Here is a 20,216-nt window from a genome sequence, read left to right as displayed (position 1 = left end):
AATTATTAAGAAAATAGAAAAGCGTTTCAAGGTGAAATCATGAAGATACTGGATATCTTATTTGTTGTTTTTAATTTGTACAATTTTGTCTGCCTGTTTAAACTAAGAAAACGTGATAAAAAGGAAATAAAAATGATAAAAGAACAAAAAGTCATAGAATGCATAGCTGACGAGCTGAAAGAAAAAGGGTATAATGTAAGACTATTAAGACGTATTGATGATTGTGCCGCAAGGTACATAATGTTTTACACTGATAAAAGATATTTTGTGACAGAGATATCAGAAACAATTGATTTGAGAGATATGGTACGTGATATACCTGAATTAATGCTAAATGTTGGCGGTCTTGTGTACTGCGGTGGAGTAGTTTCACTTATGTTTCATATCTTTTTAGAATGGACCAAGGATATCACAAACAACATCTGCTCAGAGATTGATGAGAAAAAAGAGCATTATCCACAACTGACAGAGCAAGAGGTCATGACATGGATAAATAATAACAAAATTATAATAATAGGAGCTGATAAGAATGGTAAAAGTACGCATAGAGGGTTTGCCAGAAGAAGTTGAAAAGTTCACAAAACAGCTTGAAAAAGACGGATATGAGTTCTTACAGAAAAGCGAAAACTATCCGAACAGAAATTCAGTTTATGTCAGAAAATATGTGGAGATAATGGTTGATGATGAATAATATCATAAAGATTTTCAAAAAGCACCGCAGAAATCACTATAGTGGCATGGGACAGTGTTTTTCATTGATAGAGCAACAGCTCTGTACAGAGAACTTGATAATTCATGACCCTAAGTCTAATGTCATAGCTGTGACAAAGCGAGAAGATTTTGGAGCTAAAAATGAATGAATATAGATACTTTATAGCAGACGATAATAAAACAGGAACTCTGATTTGCAGTAATGAAATAAAAGGCGAAGATATGCTGCTTCTTGTCGGATACGTTATCTGTTTTTACAATGCAGCGTCCGTTGATGATATCGTAGACAAGCTTGTAACCATGTATGGCTTTAGTGTTATGAAGGAACATATTACAGCTCTTGACCTCAACACTAATCCTGATACGCCTTATACATACTATGACCTTATCGATGAGGGTGGCTATTGTGAAAGTGATGGATATATGTACACCGATATTGACAGAATAAAGAAACATTTTTCAGGAGAAAAATCGCAGAAGATGTTACGCACTATCGGTCGATTTAATGCTAAGAAAGGATGAGATTCTTGTCAAATTATAGACAATTAAGGTTTGTCATTTCAAGAAATGGTGGCACGGCAAAAACTGTTCTCAAGACTTCATACGATATTGTAAGTTTACCATACTTGCTAACATATGTTATGGGGCAATTCTTTGAGGAATATGCGGACGAAGGCGTTGGTTTTAGCTCAAGCGAGCTTACTGATATGCTTTTGACTATGTATCCAAACGATTTTGCGGTATCAATGGACAATACGGATCTTGTTATTGATGATTTAGAAACATGGGAAAGAAATTGCAGTTCATATGATATCATAAGAACAATAGGAATTTTTAAGCCAAAGGAATTAAATCTTTCTGAAAAGCTATTTTGTAAATTAAAGAAACACTGTAAACAAAATGGGTTTCTTGCTGTGTACGCCGAAACAAACGAAGAAAGCCTGATTATTTTTTACAGACCCAAAAGTAATCAAAGAGTATTCGGAATACGAAGAAACTGTTATTCAAAAAATGGCAATAGTATAGAAATTGGTCTTTTAATAAATGAAAACACATTTTTGTGGTTTAAGACAGCAGCTATCGTTTCCTATAAAAATAATAATTTAAAATCGATATTCAATGATGTGATACAGGAAATAAATAAAATCACTATTGATGAAAAAGCATTGCCACAAGATAAATTTCGTAATCCTTATGTGGCGTGCTTGGAGTATCTAAGCAAATATGGGTATTCAATAAAAACTATAGAATGGGAGTAAAAGCAATGAAAAAACTCAAAAAATATTTCTTCTCAAAGCTTACAAAACTACATAAAAGGAATAGTGATAGACCACAGATGTATAACTTGAAGGGAATAACTTCTGACGGCAAAGTTGTGGATTTTCCGTATATTTCTGCTGATAAAGGTGGAGTTATCAATATAAAAGGACTTCCTGTTGGAACATATAAGTTCACCGAAGTTATAAATGACACACAGCAATAATAATTGCAAACACGAGCGTGTGAAGAATTTCATACGCTATTTTTATTATATAAAAATTATGGAGAATATTCAAATGAAAAAGCTAATCAAGCGTAATTTCTACAACATCACTTTTATTATCGCAAATGCAGTCAACTCGATAATTGTTGTCAATAACGAAGCAGATTGGTCAACTCCGTCAGAGTATATTAAGGCAAGAATACTACCGATCATGATACTTCCTGCACTTATGGGATTGATCTTTATATTAGCTGAAAAGAGAAAAGAATAAGGAACTTTTGGAACGTCTGCTGTGATGTTCAGCTGAAAGAAAAAGAAAAGGTAATTGATATTGTCTGAAAAGGCAGTAAAAAGGGGATCAATTAATCTATACATGAAAAAAAGCCCCTGCAACTGGGCAGGGGCTGGGGAGGTAGAGATATGAATAATGAGAAAATAAAAGAAATCGAAGACTTCTCAAAAGGAATGTGGTTAAATTATGGTTGTAAGGTGGCAAAAGAAATACCAAATAGGCAGTTTCTAATGATAAAAACATCACACGCAAATAGTATTTTAAATGGTCTTAGCCTGTCGGGTATTCAATTTTCTGCTAAGTATGATGAAAGAAACCTTATGTTATATTATTCTCTTAATGATAAGATAAAGGTAAAAGAAATACTTAATAAAGCAAAAACTGATACTGCCAATTTTATCGAACAATTACTTTCTGACTATGATTGGGGTTCTAAGGAAAGCTATGCTTCCCTTTTGCCTGAAATAGCTGATATTATGAGTATTTCAACTTCTACATTAGAAAATCATCCTCCTCTTGTACAATTACGGCTTGAAATGGCATATGCACATTTTTGGTTTTCTGATAAAAGAACTATTTATGACGTACTCAGTTCTATCTTGAAAAACTACTTATAAAGTACAAATGTTATAGACAAATCGAGCAAGAGGTCATGACATGGATAAATAATAACAAAATTATAATAATAGAAGCTGATAAGAATGGTAAAAGTACGCATAGAGGGCTTGCCAGAAGAAGTTGAAACGTTCACAGAGCTATTAGAAAAAGACGAAAAATACGAATTTCTTCAGAAAAGTGAAAACTATTCGAACAGAAATTCGGTTTATATTAGAAAATATGTGGATATAAGGTTAAAAGAACAGAGTAACCTAGATACATAAGTGTGTCACAGTGACACACAACTTAAAATCGCAAACACGAGCGTGTGAAGAAATTCATACGCTCTTTTTATATACGAAAGGAGAAACACCATGAATACTGAAACGCCAAAGAAAACTAAGTTTGATATCTTGGAAGAAATCATGATAAGCTTTCAAGATGATTATGAAACAGATTATGCTCAAACCCATTGGGTGAAAACCTACAAAGAGCGGAAAGAGCGATTAATTCAGCTTCAAGAAGAAGAATGTGAACTGCAAGCGAATGTAATTGATGACGCCCATGATTTGGGATTTGTCGAGGGAATAAGATATGCTCTCAATATGATGGATATGACAGACACAGGAAAAGGAAAGAACAAGGAGCTTTTGGAGCAGTTATTAAATATTCTTGAAAGAGAGGTCGGTGTGAATGGCAAAAAAGGATAAAGAAAAAATGCTGTTTGCAGGAATACGAAAAGGAATTATAGATAATAACAGAATTTGCAAAGAGGTTGAGATTTATACGGATGGATATAAGCTCTATCTGAAATATGAACGTAAACCAGATACTTGTGCAGTGTGCGGAGAGCATACACATAGCAGAATACTATGTAACGGCAAACCAGTGTGCAGGCAGTGTATGATAAAAATGAAAGAATGGTCTGAAAACTACCAAACGCAAAAAATTCATCTGTTAGACACAGGCTATGCGTCAGCAGTTTCATTGAGTGGTAATCGTTACTTGGTGTTTATTCCGCAGGATTTAACGGATACCATGTTTAAATCCTATGATAAAAACAAAACACTGGTAGGAGAATTATTTGATGATGAATTCTTGGTTATCAATGACAGAGATGAACAGGAGCATAATTGCTATTTCTGTGGCAAGGTTAATGCACCATTTGAAATAGAGAATAAGCATATATGTTATAACTGTGCTAAAGAAATTGCTATAAAGGGGGAGTGTAAAGTGTGATTGAAATAGAACGCAAAATAAGTCAGTTTACTAGCTGTGGAAACCTTGACATCAAGTGCTGCGAAAATTGTGTAAACTATGTTTCAGGTTTATGTATACTGAATAATGTCGCAGTGGTGGACGAATATTCTGACTTTGATTGTGATGAGTGGCAGTTGGAGCAGGAGGAAAACTATCAAAAAAGAGGAAAAAGACTATAGGAGGTCTGTATTACAATGAAAATTTCAGTTAGAACAACGCATTATACTAACGATAATAGCCCTCAGTTGAGAGGTTATGCTACAGTCAAGTTTGATGACAGTTATGTGCTTGAGTCGGTGAAGATAATGGAAAGGCAAGACAGTAATGAGATTTTTATTGCGCTGCCGTCACTGATGGTTCGTACAAAGGACCAGAACGGAAATTATGTTATCAATGATAAGGGTGAATATGTCAAGGAATTTAAGGAAGTTTTTCACCCTATCACCGCAGAGAGCCGAAAGGTGCTAAATTCGGCTATAATGGACTCATTCAATAAGAATGATGGCAAGTATACAACAGTGGAGTTCGGTAATGACAGGTTTCAGCCCACTTTGGCAAGAATATTTGAAAGTTCCGTTAAAGATATAGAGGGTGTTGGCTCTGTGATTTTTTCTGACAGTTTTGTGCTTGAAAATGTTCAGGTCAGAAATGGCAAAAGCGGTGAATATTTTGACTCGCCCAAACGTAAGGTCAGAAATGAGAAAAAAACGTCAGGCTATGAGTATGTGGAGTTCTTTCACCCAGTAAAGGCGGAAACTTACAATGAACTTCGTGACAGTGTTGTAAATGGTCTGAATTATACGAGAAATATGAAAAGAATGAACTCATACGATAACAGCAGAGGACAAGACGAAGTGCTTGACATGACAGGTGAAAGCAGAGGTCTAGGAAGATAATATAAAAAAAGCCGTTACAAAGCTATACGGCTCTTTTTTTGCGCAACAACCCATATAAATGCTACTCTTTTTAGAGAATTGTTTGCGGAGGATTATAAAAAGATGAAAAAATTTAATTTGCAGGAATGGCTCGAATTTCATAAGTTTGCGTCTAATCTATATGCCTATCCATATGATGAACAGCTTCAGATTTACAATATTAACAGAAATGCTACGGCTGTAGCTCCATTTGAGGTATGGAGCAATATTGGACTTCGTATCAATGGTGGTACAAGGTCAATGACCATTTATGACAAAAACGGCATAAAGAAACATTTGTTTGATGTATCTCAAACTAACGGAAAAGATATCAAGCCGTGGAAATACAACGTATCATATAATGAGTATATCTTTGATATGTTGGATAAGATGTACGAAAAGAATGGTAGTGAAACAAGAGCAGATCGTGGCGAGAAAACCTTTCATAATAACATTTATGATTATGTTTTCGAGTCGGTGTATTCACACCCAAAGTCACCAACAGGACAGCTTTCAACGGAATTATGTGAGCTGATCGCAGAAACAGTTACATATACAGTATGCGAAAGATTAAACGTCATTGAAGAACAGTACAAGTACGATTTTTCAAACTTTCCTGTAATCAATGAAAATGCTCAGGAGCTTGTAGGTACTGTTGCGGCAGTCTATGTCAATGTCTTTTGCCGAACTGCAAAACAGCTTGTAAAAACTGTGTCACTGGAAGAAGCTCAGGGCAGACAGGCTATGCGTAAGCCAATTGTCAATGATGATATTTCAGAGTTTGAGCAGAAAGTCACAGTTGAAGAAACAACAGTGACAGATAATGCTGATATCGAAACGGAAAATGATATATCTGAAAAAGAAGATGATAGATATGTTGTTGAGCCTGATGATACGGTTGAGCCTGAGCCTGACTACAATGAATTTGTAGAAGTTCCTGAAAAAGCTGAACGTCTGACGCTTACCGCTGAGCAACAGGAAACAGTGCTTAAACAGATTTTTCAGGCGGATTATAAAAAAGTTAATAAGCAGGCAGTTATCAAGTTCTATAACATCAACAAGTCAGCTAAGGTGCTTATGCGGTATACCTATGCTGTATATAAAGGTTCACACCCTATCGAGCTTGCTGAAATGCCTGATGTAGTCAAATGGTCTGCGACTTCCAAGGGCGTTGTCTTTGCTGACGCTAATGGAGCGGAACTATACTGTGTAAACTGGCGTACTGCCTGCGGCTATGTTAAGCAGCTCATCAGGGATAACGAGTATGCCATAAGCAACACCATAGAGGCAACATCTGAAAAAGAAGAAAAAGAAACGGAAAAATACCGTGGTAATATTATTTCCGCAAGCACGATGAAACAGCAAAGACTGTATTCAAAGTTTGTCGAGCTGTTTCCTGATTTTCTGACGGACTATAAATATCTCAAGCTTGAAAGCGACTTAGGCTTTATGACTTTGTCCTTGGACAAAATCGGTAGCAATTCTGTAGCAATGGCACATTACTATGAGCAGAATGGCGATTTAATGGTTGACCCTGAAATAGTGTTTGATATTGATAGTAAAAATAAAACACTTACTGCAATTTCATATCAACAGGACGGCATGAGCATATATAAAACGTATGAACCAGACAGTGACGAACAGGATAATTGCAATTCTTTTGTAGATACTTGGTTCAATAATATTTCAACTCAGGCGTATAGACCTGTCAAAGCCATAAACATACATGGAAAAGAGATAACATTTGCGAATGTTTTGTCCATGGACAAAAATGAGAATGAGGACAATATTAAACCCATAAGCACCACGCTTATCGTTAATATTTATGGAGGTCCGGGGGCAGGAAAATCAACAACTGCATTACAACTTGTTGCCGAATTAAAGAAACTGGGGTATCACGCTGATTATGTTTCCGAAGTTGCAAAAGAGCTTGTATATGCTAAGGATTTTGAACACCTTGATGGAACTTTAAAAAATCAAAGCAAAATACTTTCAGAACAAAAAAGGCGTCTGGATATAATGCTTGACAATGTAGATGTGGTAGTCACCGATTCGCCTCTTTTGCTTAACACAGTCTATCTAAAAGAAAATGCACCTGAGTATATAGAGAGCGTTTTTTCTCAATATGAGAATTATAACAACTATAATGTTGTTGTTGAGCGTGACTTGTCTGTCAAATTTGAGCAAGAGGGCAGAATTCATAATCTTGAAGAAAGTATCAAAAAAGACGGTGAGATAAATACACTGCTTGACTCTCACGATATAGATTATCAGCGTTTTGATAGAAACAATATTGCAGGTATACTTGACGGAATCATTTCGAAAATAAATGATATTAAGATAAGTGAAAGTATTACCGCTGACAATACAGAAGATGAGGACAATACGATCGTTATTTCCGAAAATGGTGTATCGAGAGAGTATATCATTGAGCAAAAACGAGATAACATTGTTAATGTTGTTGACAAAGAGAGTGGTGAGTACGCAGTTGAAGTTGACCTAGAAAATAGGGTAGCGGTCAAGTTTATTTCCTCTTTTTCAGATAATCAAAAAAATCAGTTCTTTGAATATTTCAAAGACTATGACGCTGTATATAACAAAGAAAGCTTTATACAGTCAACGGCAAAAGCACTTCTTCTCGGAGCTGAAACGGATGATGATTATGTCATTATAAAGCATATTGAAATGATTGATAATGACCCTGACAATGTTAAGGAAGTCAATGATATTAGCTCTGAAAAATCATTTGCAGAACAGGTTGATGAAGCTTTAGGCGGAGTATTACCATTCTATACAAGCTTAAAAGTATGTGACACTCCACAAATCTTGCTTGATGTTGGCTGTGAACAGCTGCCTATGCTGTATACACAAAAGCATTTGAAAAATGCAATTTTACCGCCTGATGAAAAAAATCATCGGCATGGTCTTGAAATTGAGCAGATAAAAAGATTACCAGAACTTCTCTCGCACCCTGTAATGATTATTGATTCTCCAAATCGTAAAGACAGTATCATTGTTGTAACATCAGAAGTTGACAAGAGTGATAATCCGATAATTGCGAGCATAAAGCCAAATGGCGAGGGTAGATATGAAGTTGAAAATGTCAGCTCTAATTTCATTACAAGTGTGTATGGGAGAAATAATTTTTCTGAGTATTTTAGGAGAATAGTTCAATCTGATAATCTCCTTTTTTGTGACAAACAAAAAAGCCAAGCAATGTTTGAGAGATGGGGAGAACAATACTCCGAATTAACAAACAATCTTGACTTCAATATTATTATACACCAAAGTCGCAATATTGTCAAGGGTATGCAGCAGGAAAATAATGCAGAACAACTCTCTTTCTTTGAAAATTCGACATTGGAAGATACGGAAGTTGAGATACCTTTTGCAGTTGGTGATGAAATAGATTATGGCGAACGCCATTACACGATTTCAAAAATCGACAAAGAGAAAAATACAGTTACGCTCCTTGACTATAATACAGGTTGGTATCCTATTTCTCATGATGAGGACTTGTCAATGGTCATTGCCGAGTTTGAAGCGGTGAGGGAAAAGGAGATAGTTGAGTCTGAAGCATTGGCAACTAAGCCTAACAACTTTGTTAAAATAGATGATGAAGGCTCGGTCAATAGCGGCTCTTTATCTGAAAATTTTGTTATCACTGACGAACAGCTAGGCATTGGAGGTCCAAAGCAGAAATTCAATAGAAACGTGACAGCTATTCAGCTTCTAAAAAAGATTGAAGAAGAAAATCGCAACATAACCAAAGATGAACAGCAAGTGCTGTCGGAGTATGTTGGTTGGGGCGGTATCCCTGAAGCGTTTGATAAAAATAATAGCTCGTGGTCGCAGGAGTATGAACAACTGAAAAATCTTCTTACGGAAGAAGAATATCAAAATGCCATAGGCTCGGTGCTTAATGCCCATTACACACAGCCTGTTGTTATCAACGCAATGTATACAGCGTTGTCAGAGCTTGGCTTTAGTGGCGGTAAAATACTTGAGCCAGCCGCAGGCGTTGGAAACTTTATCGGCTGTGCGCCTGAGAATATTGCAGATAGGTCATTCTTTACTGCGGTGGAGATAGACAGCATATCAGGCAGGATTGCAAAACAGCTCTACCCTGAGTCAGAAGTTCAGGTGTGTGGCTATGAAAACGCAAAGCTCAGAGCAGGCACGTTCGATGTGGCAGTCGGCAATGTTCCTTTCGGTGATTATAGTGTAGTCGATAAGAAGTATAATCGTGACCATGCTATGATACACGATTATTTCTTCCTAAAAACGCTTGAAATGGTCCGTCCAAATGGTGTGATAGCTTTTATCACGTCAAAAGGAACAATGGATAAGCAGAGCAGTAAAATCAGAAAGCAAATAGACGAAAAAGCTGAGTTTATCGGTGCAATTAGGTTGCCGAATACGGCTTTTAAAGCTACTGCAGGCACAACAGTTGTCAGTGATATAATCTTTCTGAAGAAGAGGTCATTTCCACAGACAAAACTCAGTGAATGGGTCGATACCGCCTATAATGAAGATGGTCAGCGTATAAATCAGTATTTTATCAATCACCCTGAAATGATATGTGGAGAGCTAAAAATAAAGTCAGGTCCTTATGGTCCTGAAATGACAGTTGACCCTTTTTCAGATAAAAGTCTGAAAGACGCATTGTCAGAGTGTGTTGAAAATCTAGTGAATAATACAGATGTGCGCTATACACAATTATCTCTCAGACCAGTAGCCGCTGAAGCAGACGATACGCAGAAACAGGAAGAAGCATTGCCTGCACCTGAAAACATTCCTGACGGATTTTACGTTTCAATTAATGATAATATCTATAAAAGAAACGGAAGCGTTCTTGTAGAAGCAAAAAGGAAAAGCGGCAAGGCGTTTACAGAAAGAGAAAAGGGAATGCTCACTCTTGCGATAGACCTTGCCAAAGATTTGAGGTATGCTGTAAACATTCAAAACACAGACATATCGGATGAGGACTACGAGAAAATCAGAATAAGTCTTGAAAGCAAGTATAATTATTTCTCCGTAAAATACGGCAAGATAACTGACCCGAACAATAAACTGGTTTACAACACTCTCAGATATGTGAGGGACGATAATCTCGATTTTCTCAAGAGCATTGAAACACCAAAGTTTGAAAAGTCAGATATTTTATTGAAAAGAACAATACGTCCGTCAATAAAAATAACTCACTGTGATACAGTTGAGGACGGCTTTCAGGCTACACTTGCGGAATATGGATATATTGACCTTAATCACATATCAAAAATAACAGGATATAAAGTAGACGAGTGCATTAACAGACTTAACGGCATACTTATGTATCGTGACCCTGACGAATTGTTTTCTGCTGACATTCAGCGTACTGATGGTTGGTTGACGGCAGACGAATACCTGTCGGGAAATGTGGTCGAAAAGCTAAGAAAAGCAAAACTTCTATCATCAAGGTTTCCTGAGCTGAAAGTAAACGTTGAAGCACTTGAAAAGGTACAGCCTGAAAAAATCAAAGCAGTTGATATACTAGCTCAGATAGGCTCATCATGGATACCTGAAAAATATATAGAGCAATTTGTAGAAGAGGTTTTCGGCATTGGTACAGTTGTTGAACACAACACTGCAACAGCAAATTGGAAACTGTCAAATAAGGTCAATGGCAATTATCACTCGTCCACAAGCACGGAGTATGGAACAGCGGATATAAATGCTATGTACATACTTGAAAACTCTCTTAATCTGAGAGATAGCACAGTATGGCGTGATAAGCGTGATGAGCTGGGTCACTTGGTCTATGATGATAAGGGAAATAAGGTCAGAGAAAAAGACGTAGAAAAAACCATAGCTGCTAATCACAAGGCGGAGAAAATCAAGGAAACATTCAAAGAATGGGTATGGACAGACGCATATAGAACGCAGGACCTTGAAAACATCTACAACGCAAAGTATAACACAGAACGTGCAAGAACGTATGACGGCTCACATCTGTTTTTTGCAGGAATGACAAGTTCAATACAGCTTGCGGATCATCAGAAAAATGCAGTTGCACGAGTTTTGTATGGTGGAAACACATTGCTTGCTCACGTTGTCGGTGCAGGAAAAACATTTGAAATGACAGCCGCTGCCATGGAAATGAGGAGAATAGGTGCTGCAAATAAACCGCTGTTTATTGTTCCTAATCATCTGATAGGACAGTGGGGAAAAGAGTTCTTGACGCTTTATCCTGACGCAAATATTCTTCTTGCAACATCAGAGGATTTTGAGAAAAGCAGGAGAAAAGCGTTTGTTAATCGAATAGCAACAGGAGATTATGACGCAGTAATAATGGGCTATTCAACTTTTGCAAAGATATCAATTTCGCCTGAAAAGCGAAAAGAATACTATCAACAGCAGATAGATGAGCTTATAGACATTATCCAAAGTTCTGATGATGACGATAATCTGTCTGTTAAGGACGCTCAGAAAAAGAAGAAGCAGTTAGAAACAAGACTTAAAAATCTTGAATATGATACTGAGCAGGACGATAATATCTATTTTGAAAACCTTGGCGTTGACGCACTTTTTGTTGATGAAGCACATAATTTCAAAAATCTTTCCATAAACACAAAGCTGTCAAGGATTGCAGGCATACAAACGACTGAGTCCAAACGAAGTGAGGACTTGCTCCTGAAAATTCAGTACATTAAGGAAAAGCAGAATGGATTGGATCGTGGCATTGTATTTGCAACTGGTACGCCTATCTCAAACTCACTTACTGAAATGTATGTCATGAAAAAATATCTCGAGCCTGATTATCTCAGAGAAAAAGGTCTACAGCATTTCGATTCATGGGTTGCCGATTTTGCAGAAGTGACAACAAATATAGAGTTATCTCCTACAGGTAACTCGTGGAGAGCCAAAAAACGTTGCTCAACGTTTAAAAATTTGCCTGAATTGATGAGTATCTATCGCAGAGTGGCAGATATCCAAACAGCAGAAACATTGAAGTTACCAGTGCCAAAGCTGAAAAACGGCAAGTATACGATATGCCTGACTAAGCCGTCAGAGGAACAGAAACTATTTATCTTTGATTGTGGCGAAAGAGCAGAGGAAGTTCATCAAAAACGAGTTGACCCTAGCAAGGATAATATGCTGAAAATAACCAATGACGGAAAGATGTGTGCGTTAGATATGCGACTTGTCGACCCAACTGTGGAAGATAATCCTGACAGCAAGGTTAATATGGCGGTAAATAACATCTTCAACAAATGGGAAGAAACAAAAGATGATAGCCTGACACAGGTAGTTTTCCTTGACCGCTCTACGCCGTCAAAGGGTTTTAACCTATATGATGATATCAAGAGCAAGCTTATTGCTCTTGGTATTCCTGAAGAAGAGATAAAATTCATTCATGACGCAAAAAATGATAAGGAAAAGGTAAAGCTCTTTGAAGATGTGAATGAGGGCAGAGTGCGTATACTTATCGGCTCTACGGAGAAAATGGGTGCAGGCACAAACATTCAGAAAAAACTATGCGCACTTCATCACATAGATGTTCCATGGCGTCCGTCTGATATCGAACAGCGTGAGGGACGTATACTCCGTCAGGGAAATGACTGCAAGGAGGTCGAAATTTTCCGTTATGCAACAGAGGGTACATTCGATAGTTACTCGTGGCAGACAATTGAGTATAAGCAGAAGTTTATATCTCAGGTCATGACAAATAAACCGCTTGGACGTTCGATAGATGATGTTGACGAAGCGGCATTGAACTACGCTGAGATAAAATCTTTGGCAACAGGTGACCCTCGCATTAAAAGACAGCTCGAGCTTTCAACTCAGGTGGATAATCTGTGCCGTGAAAAGGCAGAGTTTGAAGCTGATAGAATGAAAGCAAGAGAAGAAATAACATTCACTATTCCTACGCAAATAAAAAGAGCAGAGAAGTTTATCGAGATATTCGATAATGCAGTAGAGTATTCAAAGCAATATCCACGTTCTGAGAATTTCTGCGTAGAAATAGTTGATAACAAGATAACAGATAGGGAAGAAGCAGGCAAGGCTGTAAAAGCATTGCGAAAAGTTGGTGGCGAAGAGCCTATTGATGTGTGTGATTACAGAGGTTTTAAAATACAAATTCAGTATTCATCACTTGGCGGATATGGCTCTTTCAAGACAATAGTTTCGCACGAAAATGCAACGCTCTTTACTTCTCTTGGCGTGTCGAACACAGATGTTTTTGATAACATTGATAATGCTATAGACGTTGATATGCCACAGTTGTTATCGAAACATAAGGAAGAGTTGAAAATAGCTCAAAAAAATATGCAGAAGTCAAAAGAGATAGCAGAGCGAGAGTTTCCGAAGTTAAAGGAGTATCAGGAAAAGAGAGAAGAACTCAATAAGCTCACATCGGAAATAGGCTTGAATGATAACTCAGGGGATATGGATATAGTTTTCAAGCAAGACGCTGTTACTTCTGTTATCGACAAGAGCTACATCCGAGATAATTCAGGAACGATAATTGCAAAGTTCACCTATAGTGTTCCTGAGAGTTATATAGAGAAGATTTACAACGATGATGATAACCTGAGCTTGGAATATGGTAGCCTACAGGAATACGTTAAGAGCGTTCAGGGTGATAACCGATTCTATGAAAAATCTAAAAAAGCAAGAAAAATCGTTGATGATGATATTCCTGCGGTTGATGATACGATGTTCTTAACGTTTAAACAGTGCCGTGCAATAGTTTTGGAGGAAGATAGTGAGCTTTTGACATTGCAAGGAGTTAAATCAAACGGAGAGCATATTAAGGTAGGAACATTTGACTATGATTATCAGACATATCAAACTTTAAGTTCTGTCGGAAAGCTCTATTCTGAAAAGCTTGGTATTCCATTTGGCGATGAAGATATTGCTGCTTCACGCAATAGAAGAATTTAAGATATAAGCCCTTGATTGATTGTCAGGGGCTTTTTTTCTTTCGGAGGTGAAAATTATTGTATAAAATTCAGATAGGCTGTAATAGGCGACTATCAAAGATATTTTATATCGATGAAAATGCGTTTAACAGCTATTTCGGGTGCAGTTCAGCAGACGAGTTTAAAAGAACTGCAAGACAAGAGCCATATGCTTGCAAGATTTTGTCCGTGGACAAAAGTGCAGAAGCATTTTCACTTGCTTTTGCGGATAGAGTATTGAGCAGATTATATATAGCTGAGTACTTAGTGGCGGACTATGGCAGTGAGCATAAAGCGTTAGGAATTATTCGTTCAGAAATAAAAGATTGTACCGCATTTGATGGATATATGGACGTTATTGACTTTAAGAGCGTTGAAAATATTGATTATGCTATCAAGCTCTATACAGACTATATCACTAAAATAATGAATTTAGTGGAAAGTGACGCAGAGAAGTATAGACGGCGTAAATCGCTAAAGTCGATAATTGAGTTGGCAAGGCTTAAAAATTCTGCTTTATATTCTAAAAAGGGGGATAAACTCAATGGCAATACGGCGTGAGTACATAGGTTCGGGCAAGAAATTCATACGCTATTCTCCTGAAGAAATGGCAGACGCACGGCAAACGGATATGCTTGACTTTCTATCCCGAAAAGAGGGTTTTACCTTTATAAAAGCAGGCTCTGTATATCAATGCAAAGAGCATGATAGCCTTATAATTCAGGGTGACAGGCAACGTTGGTATTGGAATTCGCAAAATCTTAAAGGGCTTAATTGCATTGATTGGCTTATGAAAATTGATGGTATGGGCGTTCAAGAAGCATTTGAAACAATTATAGACTTGTCGGGAAATATTAAGACGGAGTTTGTGAAAGCTCCTGAAATAAAGAATGAGCCAAAAGAATTTCATTTGCCACCTAAAAGCGAAACGTATAGAAACGCTGCCGCCTATCTCACGAAAACACGAATGATAGACCCTCATATAGTCAGCTATTGTATTAAAAATAGTTACATATATCAGGATCAATACAAAAATGTTGTGTTTGTGGGTTTTGATGATAAGAATGAAGCAAAGTTTGCCGAGAGCAAGATAACGAATACCTTTTATAAGCGCAAGCCCAAAAATGTAAGCGGAAGTCAAAAAGAGTACAGTTTCAATCTGACGCACTTGACACCTGAGGGCAACAAGGATACTGTTTATGTCTTTGAAGCTCCAGTTGACTTGCTTAGTCATGCAACGATGTATGTCATATCTGAAAAGAAAAGGGCTGAACGATTGGGGCAAAAACCTGATTATGATGTTTGGAAAAAGCAAAACAGGCTATCACTGTCGGGAACATCAGATGTTGCATTGCAATCATATCTGCAAAGATATCCTGAAATAAAAAACATTGTGCTTTGCTTAGATAATGATGAAGCAGGTCGAAATGGAATTGCAAAAATAAATGAGAAGTATGCTGACAGGTATAACATTACAGTTCACGTTCCTAAATTGGGCAAAGACTACAACGAAACACTTGTCAGCTTTTTAACTGTAGCGGAGGAAGCTACAGAACAGAGAACAGTTGATAACAGTGAAGAAGTTGCTGTTACAAATATAACTCAGCGGTCACGCTGATACAAAAAATCAAGGAGTGATTTCTATGAAAAACAAGAAGATGAAGAAAATTGGTGCAACGCTCTCATCATCAGTTGCCGCATTGTCAATGATGTTGATGAACGCTGTATCCGCAAGTGCAGACGCTATTGATGTGAATGACAATGGCAAGGCGGCTGTAGTCCTTGCTGACCTGTCTGGTCTGCTCAAGTGGATCAATGACTTGGGTGACACAGCTAAGTATATTGGCTATGCCATATCAGTTCTTGCAGTGATAGTTGCAGGTATCATGCTTATTGGCGGTGGCAATGGCGGTATGAGCAAAACAAAAGGTGTATTTATAGGAATACTTGGAGGCTTAGCAATACTCGGCTTTGGTCCTGCTATCATTCAGGATTTTCAGGCGGCAACATCGAGCGGTATGCTTTTTATTAAATAAGCGGAGCGGACGGTACATATTGTATGTACCGCTATGGGTCTTAAGCTTTGAGCCTATAGCGGTGCATACAGTGCATTAGAAACAGAAAGGACGGATAATTATGAAAGAAAGGTTATACAATGGTGATTTTTTTAACTTCGATTTTTATATCGAACGTACAGAGGGTGTTTATGACGGCATAGACTATGAAGAAGCGTTCAAAGCATTTACCTATCACATTCTCCATGAGAGTGGTCCGATAGAGATAGGCGTTGATTATGACAGACTAGGTAATGATGGTTTACCAAAAGAAAATGAAAGTGGAAGAATGCCACTACGCAAGTTTTCAAAAGGCGTTTTTACAGGCGTAGTTGATGGCATTATTAAAGATAAGCTGATTGATAAAGCAATCGGTAATCTTGACGATTTTCAGTATAACTATATACGAGCGAATAAAGATTTTGAGTCAATAGCTGATATGTTCAAACGAATTAAAGAGGACTGTGATTATGACAGTTGTGACTTTGACTATGATATAACAGTGACAGTTGGATCGCCAGAGTACGGAACGAATGAACCATATGACCGCTATTATAATGATGTTCTGAGCAGAGTAAATGTTATAACAGACGCAAAAGATATAATGAGTCTGTGCTGTGATTGGTCGGAATTTGTTTATCGCTATTATGACAAACTCAAAGATTTTGCCGATAAGAATTGGAGAAAGAACAATTTTGCCGAACCAGAAGATTTTGTGTACGAATGGATAGATGAAACGCAAAAATTACTTGCAGGCTATGGCACAGACAGTATATACAGTGCGTTGAGTGAAGTTATTGAGAGCGAACCTAACAGGGATAATGAACAGTATCAGAATTTTATCAAGAATAGTTTTAAGCCTTTCATGACAGATTGGAAATATACTTCATTCATTAATAATGATATGACAACGTTTAAAGAATTATCAAATGCACTTGATTTGGAGCATAATCGCATACTGTATACAGAATTTGAGCTGTTTACGGAGGAAAATACATACTATGCAGTAACATCAGGACACAATGTAAATGAAAATTCCATTGAGAATAATGCTGATTTAAAAAAGTGCATAGAGGACAACGCTATTGATTGCAATAATGTGTATGTAATCTATAGAAATTTCAGCTTAGGCTCTGAAAATGCGACTTGCGTGACGAATGCAAGTGATAATAAAATCGACATTATCCGTAATAATCGTAGCCTTATCGGTTATCATGCTGATTTGGTAAATGTTGATAGTGCAACTATTGATTTGAGAAATGAAAATTTCAGAAATCTTAACGATGAACGAGGAGTCAGAATATAATGAGAGTATCAAAAACGAAAAAATATGCGTTTTCTGTATTCATAACACTGCTTATAAGCACAATGTCATTGAGCATACTTGCATTTGCGGCTGACCCTCGTACACTTCTGCCTGAAGTGCAGGAGATAATCGTCAAGAAAACTTGGCACGGAGAAATGGTACAGAATGTTGAGTATACGTTGCTGAAATGGCTTGCATATGTTGTGGATTACATTTCAGAAGCTGTGGATCAGGTGCTGAATTTTAATCTTTACAACGTTATAAAAGACGTATTTAACATAGATACTATTATATACCCTATAGCGTGGGCGTTGGCAGGAATGACAGTGGTGCTTATAGGAATACTTATCATCGTCAATGCAGATAAGATACACATAACAGACTATGTACGAAATATCTTGACGTCACTGTTTTTCCTTATCGCATTGCCGATACTCGTTTCATCATTTAGTGACCTTAAAACTGTGGGTGTGCAGTTTGCAAAGGATAATACAACAAAAGATACTGCAACAAATAGGACGATAGGTGAGTATATTCTCGCAAGCAATATTTACAACGTGAATAGCAGCATAAATCAAAATAAATTGGTAAAACAAAGTCAAGTATCGTCATTTGGTGTAAATCCTAACACTGTGTACTCAATGAATATTAATCTAGGTTTAGATCCTTCAAAAACGCAATATAGGACAGTTACAACAGCAGACCATTATGATGTGACTCCTACATACAGATTTGATGATTTGACCTTTGAGCATAAACTTGAACTGTTAGACCTTGTCGATGACTATGCTTTTTGGCAACAGCGTGTCGCATGGGCGCAGGCTAACGCTGGAGTACAAGACAATTCTGATACGGAAGAAGATGATGATAACGCATATAAAATAACAATAACACGAGGAGAGGGAGATAACAGACATTCAACAGATTATTACGTTATAACCTCACAAGCTCCATATTATCAAGCTTCATTTGAATGTTACTTAATTCGTGAAGCAGCGGAAAATGCTGCCCACGAACTTCAAAATCGTGGCATAAATATACAAGCTAGTCAAGTGGCTTCCATGATAATGTATTGCCAAGACTCCGATACTTTTGAGGAAGCTATAAACAGGTTGAGTAAAGGCGCATTTAGAGAGTTAGACTTCTACGGAAACACAATGAGTGCAATTCAAATACTTAATATTTCCAATATTGAAGATTTTGCGGATAATGGATTTGAACATCATAGTGGCGGTAGTTTTGAACAATTAAAAGAAGCGTCCGATTTTAGTGACGGAGATATGTCAGCACAGTTTGATAAAATGTGGCAATATGTTTCTGTCGGTCACTTAACGGAAAAAAATCACTTCTATCGTGTGAATTTTCTATGGGGGCTATTCATGCTTGTAATAACGGCAGTGTGTCTTATCTTTGCAGGACTGAAACTTGCGTCCTTGTTGTACGACATAATGTTTGCACAGATAGTAGCACCAATAGTTGTGGCAACAGATATGGGTGGCGCAGGACGGCTAAAAAAGGTCATACTGAATTTGCTTAATTGCTTTCTGTCTGTGATAATAGTTGTACTAGATTTGCGTTTATATATCCTGATACTTACTGAAATTCAGGACTCATCATTGCTATCAAACCCTATAGCTGTTATTTTCATAACAGTTGCAGGCTGTAAATTTGTAATTGACGGACCTGACCTCGTGGTACATCTTCTTGGCATTGACGCAGGCGTTAAGTCGGGCGTATCAACTATTATGGGTCTGCGTTCCGCAGGACAGATAGCTTCAGGTGCAGGACACACTCTAGGTCATATAGCAGGCAAAGGAATTTCAAAAGCGGGTGGCACAGTTGCAGGCGGTATCGGAGGAGCTATCTCAGGTGGTATTAGTGGTGCGAAAGCGTCAATGGCTAATGCTAGAAACAGTGACAATAAAGCCGAAAAAGGAATGCGTGGTGCTGTCGGTGCTGTTGGCGGAGCTGTCGCAGGCGGTGTCAGCGGTATGGTAGGCGGCTTTGGAAGTAATAATGGCGTTATGGGCGCAGCTGCTAATGGCACAGCCGTAGGCGGTAAAGCAGGAGAAGTTGCTAATAAACCTATCGGAGAAGTGGCTAAAAGTGCAGGACAGAATTTATCAGGCAAGGCAATGGGAATGGGTGAAAAACTTGGCGTTGGTACAAGTGGCAAGGACGGAAAAGACGGCACAAACGGAATAGACGGACTTAATGGTAAAGACGGCTTGCAAGGTGAAAATGGCAAACAGGGTGAGCAAGGTGAAAGTGGTGAATTTTCGTCAAACATCGATAATAGTTCATCTGAAAATGCTGTGGCGCAAGGCTCTTTTGGCTCGGACAGCACTAACGCAGGCATGGATGGCTCACAGACAGCTAGTGCAGTTACACCACCTAGCATTAGCACTTCGGGTGGAAGCTTTGGCACGGATACAAGTGCTTCATCAGCACAAGCTGTTAATTCAGGTAGCTATAATGCTCAAACATTTGCAGATAGACAGTATCATGCAGAGAGCAATACAACGAGCTATGCAGATACAGCTATGGCAACAGAAAAAACACAACCTACATTTGCTGAGAAAGCAATGCGTGATGAAAATAAAAGAAAATAAATCGGGGCAGGCGTAATGCTTGCCCTTTGTAACTTAGAAAGG

General features: G+C 37.8%; 19 protein-coding genes. All 19 read left to right on the top strand.

Features of this window, described 5'->3' with window-relative positions; genetic code table 11:
* The first annotated feature begins 39 nt into the window (after positions 1 to 39).
* The gene (locus tag RBI_RS09435; RefSeq protein ID WP_038672566.1) at positions 40 to 570 is read left to right on the top strand and encodes a hypothetical protein; all 531 of its coding nucleotides are present in this window, start codon (positions 40 to 42) and stop codon (positions 568 to 570) included.
* Positions 530 to 691, top strand: a complete 162-nt coding sequence (locus tag RBI_RS14635; RefSeq protein WP_081856012.1) for a DUF3970 family protein — start codon at positions 530 to 532, stop codon at positions 689 to 691. The genes RBI_RS09435 and RBI_RS14635 overlap by 41 nt, the downstream gene beginning before the upstream one ends.
* Positions 681 to 860, top strand: a complete 180-nt coding sequence (locus RBI_RS09430) for a hypothetical protein (RefSeq protein ID WP_038672564.1) — start codon at positions 681 to 683, stop codon at positions 858 to 860. Before RBI_RS14635 ends, RBI_RS09430 begins: the two co-directional genes overlap by 11 nt.
* Entirely contained in the window at positions 853 to 1,233 is a 381-nt protein-coding gene (locus tag RBI_RS09425) for a hypothetical protein (protein ID WP_038672562.1), read from the top strand. The genes RBI_RS09430 and RBI_RS09425 overlap by 8 nt, the downstream gene beginning before the upstream one ends.
* Before the next feature lie 5 nt (positions 1,234 to 1,238).
* The gene (locus RBI_RS09420) at positions 1,239 to 1,970 is read left to right on the top strand and encodes a hypothetical protein (protein ID WP_038672560.1); all 732 of its coding nucleotides are present in this window, start codon (positions 1,239 to 1,241) and stop codon (positions 1,968 to 1,970) included.
* Between the two features lie 5 nt (positions 1,971 to 1,975).
* A complete protein-coding gene (locus RBI_RS09415) occupies positions 1,976 to 2,194 on the top strand; it encodes a prealbumin-like fold domain-containing protein (RefSeq protein ID WP_038672558.1) in 219 nt (72 codons plus the stop codon).
* 73 nt (positions 2,195 to 2,267) lie between these two features.
* A complete protein-coding gene (locus tag RBI_RS09410) occupies positions 2,268 to 2,465 on the top strand; it encodes a hypothetical protein (protein WP_038672555.1) in 198 nt (65 codons plus the stop codon).
* 149 nt (positions 2,466 to 2,614) lie between these two features.
* Entirely contained in the window at positions 2,615 to 3,103 is a 489-nt protein-coding gene (locus tag RBI_RS09405) for a hypothetical protein (RefSeq protein ID WP_038672553.1), read from the top strand.
* 84 nt (positions 3,104 to 3,187) lie between these two features.
* Positions 3,188 to 3,367, top strand: a complete 180-nt coding sequence (locus RBI_RS09400) for a DUF3970 family protein (RefSeq protein WP_038672552.1) — start codon at positions 3,188 to 3,190, stop codon at positions 3,365 to 3,367.
* Between the two features lie 90 nt (positions 3,368 to 3,457).
* Complete coding sequence (locus tag RBI_RS09395; RefSeq protein WP_038672550.1) at positions 3,458 to 3,793, top strand: hypothetical protein; 336 nt, start codon at positions 3,458 to 3,460, stop codon at positions 3,791 to 3,793.
* Positions 3,777 to 4,322 (top strand): hypothetical protein, encoded by a 546-nt coding sequence (locus tag RBI_RS09390; protein ID WP_038672547.1) that lies wholly within the window; start codon positions 3,777 to 3,779, stop codon positions 4,320 to 4,322. The genes RBI_RS09395 and RBI_RS09390 overlap by 17 nt, the downstream gene beginning before the upstream one ends.
* A complete protein-coding gene (locus RBI_RS09385) occupies positions 4,319 to 4,522 on the top strand; it encodes a hypothetical protein (RefSeq protein ID WP_022288332.1) in 204 nt (67 codons plus the stop codon). The genes RBI_RS09390 and RBI_RS09385 overlap by 4 nt, the downstream gene beginning before the upstream one ends.
* Before the next feature lie 15 nt (positions 4,523 to 4,537).
* Positions 4,538 to 5,239, top strand: a complete 702-nt coding sequence (locus RBI_RS09380) for a SpoVG family protein (RefSeq protein ID WP_038672545.1) — start codon at positions 4,538 to 4,540, stop codon at positions 5,237 to 5,239.
* 102 nt (positions 5,240 to 5,341) lie between these two features.
* Complete coding sequence (locus RBI_RS14225; RefSeq protein ID WP_051706735.1) at positions 5,342 to 14,185, top strand: DUF6908 domain-containing protein; 8,844 nt, start codon at positions 5,342 to 5,344, stop codon at positions 14,183 to 14,185.
* A 56-nt stretch (positions 14,186 to 14,241) separates the two neighbouring features.
* Positions 14,242 to 14,763: a hypothetical protein gene (locus RBI_RS09370; protein ID WP_038672543.1), complete on the top strand. Its 522-nt coding sequence runs from the start codon at positions 14,242 to 14,244 to the stop codon at positions 14,761 to 14,763.
* Positions 14,747 to 15,820 carry a DUF3991 and TOPRIM domain-containing protein gene (locus RBI_RS14220; protein ID WP_051706733.1) on the top strand — a complete coding sequence of 358 codons (1,074 nt, stop codon included), beginning with the start codon at positions 14,747 to 14,749 and terminating at the stop codon, positions 15,818 to 15,820. Before RBI_RS09370 ends, RBI_RS14220 begins: the two co-directional genes overlap by 17 nt.
* A 25-nt stretch (positions 15,821 to 15,845) precedes the next feature.
* Positions 15,846 to 16,238, top strand: coding sequence for a hypothetical protein (locus RBI_RS09360; RefSeq protein WP_038672541.1), 393 nt, complete (start codon positions 15,846 to 15,848; stop codon positions 16,236 to 16,238).
* 100 nt (positions 16,239 to 16,338) lie between these two features.
* On the top strand, positions 16,339 to 17,562 hold the full coding sequence (locus tag RBI_RS09355; protein ID WP_038672540.1) for a hypothetical protein: 1,224 nt from the start codon (positions 16,339 to 16,341) through the stop codon (positions 17,560 to 17,562).
* The gene (locus tag RBI_RS09350; RefSeq protein ID WP_038672538.1) at positions 17,562 to 20,174 is read left to right on the top strand and encodes a collagen-like protein; all 2,613 of its coding nucleotides are present in this window, start codon (positions 17,562 to 17,564) and stop codon (positions 20,172 to 20,174) included. The genes RBI_RS09355 and RBI_RS09350 overlap by 1 nt, the downstream gene beginning before the upstream one ends.
* The last annotated feature ends 42 nt before the right edge of the window (positions 20,175 to 20,216 follow it).

The organism is Ruminococcus bicirculans (ex Wegman et al. 2014) (assembly GCF_000723465.1).
Taxonomy (GTDB): Bacteria; Bacillota; Clostridia; order Oscillospirales; family Ruminococcaceae; genus Hominimerdicola; species Hominimerdicola aceti.
The sequence above is the reverse complement of the archived record's forward strand: the minus strand, read 5'-3'. Positions and strand labels throughout refer to the sequence as shown.

Excerpts from the sequence above, each read along its gene's own strand:
- RBI_RS09425 (WP_038672562.1), top strand. The coding sequence starts at position 853 with ATGAATGAATATAGATACTTTATAGCAGACGATAATAAAACAGGAACT.
- RBI_RS09410 (WP_038672555.1), top strand. The coding sequence starts at position 2,268 with ATGAAAAAGCTAATCAAGCGTAATTTCTACAACATCACTTTTATTATC.
- RBI_RS09435 (WP_038672566.1), top strand. The coding sequence starts at position 40 with ATGAAGATACTGGATATCTTATTTGTTGTTTTTAATTTGTACAATTTT.
- RBI_RS09350 (WP_038672538.1), top strand. The coding sequence starts at position 17,562 with ATGAGAGTATCAAAAACGAAAAAATATGCGTTTTCTGTATTCATAACA.
- RBI_RS14635 (WP_081856012.1), top strand. The coding sequence starts at position 530 with ATGGTAAAAGTACGCATAGAGGGTTTGCCAGAAGAAGTTGAAAAGTTC.
- RBI_RS09360 (WP_038672541.1), top strand. The coding sequence starts at position 15,846 with ATGAAAAACAAGAAGATGAAGAAAATTGGTGCAACGCTCTCATCATCA.
- RBI_RS09405 (WP_038672553.1), top strand. The coding sequence starts at position 2,615 with ATGAATAATGAGAAAATAAAAGAAATCGAAGACTTCTCAAAAGGAATG.
- RBI_RS09400 (WP_038672552.1), top strand. The coding sequence starts at position 3,188 with ATGGTAAAAGTACGCATAGAGGGCTTGCCAGAAGAAGTTGAAACGTTC.
- RBI_RS09355 (WP_038672540.1), top strand. The coding sequence starts at position 16,339 with ATGAAAGAAAGGTTATACAATGGTGATTTTTTTAACTTCGATTTTTAT.
- RBI_RS09395 (WP_038672550.1), top strand. The coding sequence starts at position 3,458 with ATGAATACTGAAACGCCAAAGAAAACTAAGTTTGATATCTTGGAAGAA.
- RBI_RS09430 (WP_038672564.1), top strand. The coding sequence starts at position 681 with ATGATGAATAATATCATAAAGATTTTCAAAAAGCACCGCAGAAATCAC.
- RBI_RS14225 (WP_051706735.1), top strand. The coding sequence starts at position 5,342 with ATGAAAAAATTTAATTTGCAGGAATGGCTCGAATTTCATAAGTTTGCG.
- RBI_RS09380 (WP_038672545.1), top strand. The coding sequence starts at position 4,538 with ATGAAAATTTCAGTTAGAACAACGCATTATACTAACGATAATAGCCCT.
- RBI_RS14220 (WP_051706733.1), top strand. The coding sequence starts at position 14,747 with ATGGCAATACGGCGTGAGTACATAGGTTCGGGCAAGAAATTCATACGC.
- RBI_RS09390 (WP_038672547.1), top strand. The coding sequence starts at position 3,777 with ATGGCAAAAAAGGATAAAGAAAAAATGCTGTTTGCAGGAATACGAAAA.
- RBI_RS09415 (WP_038672558.1), top strand. The coding sequence starts at position 1,976 with ATGAAAAAACTCAAAAAATATTTCTTCTCAAAGCTTACAAAACTACAT.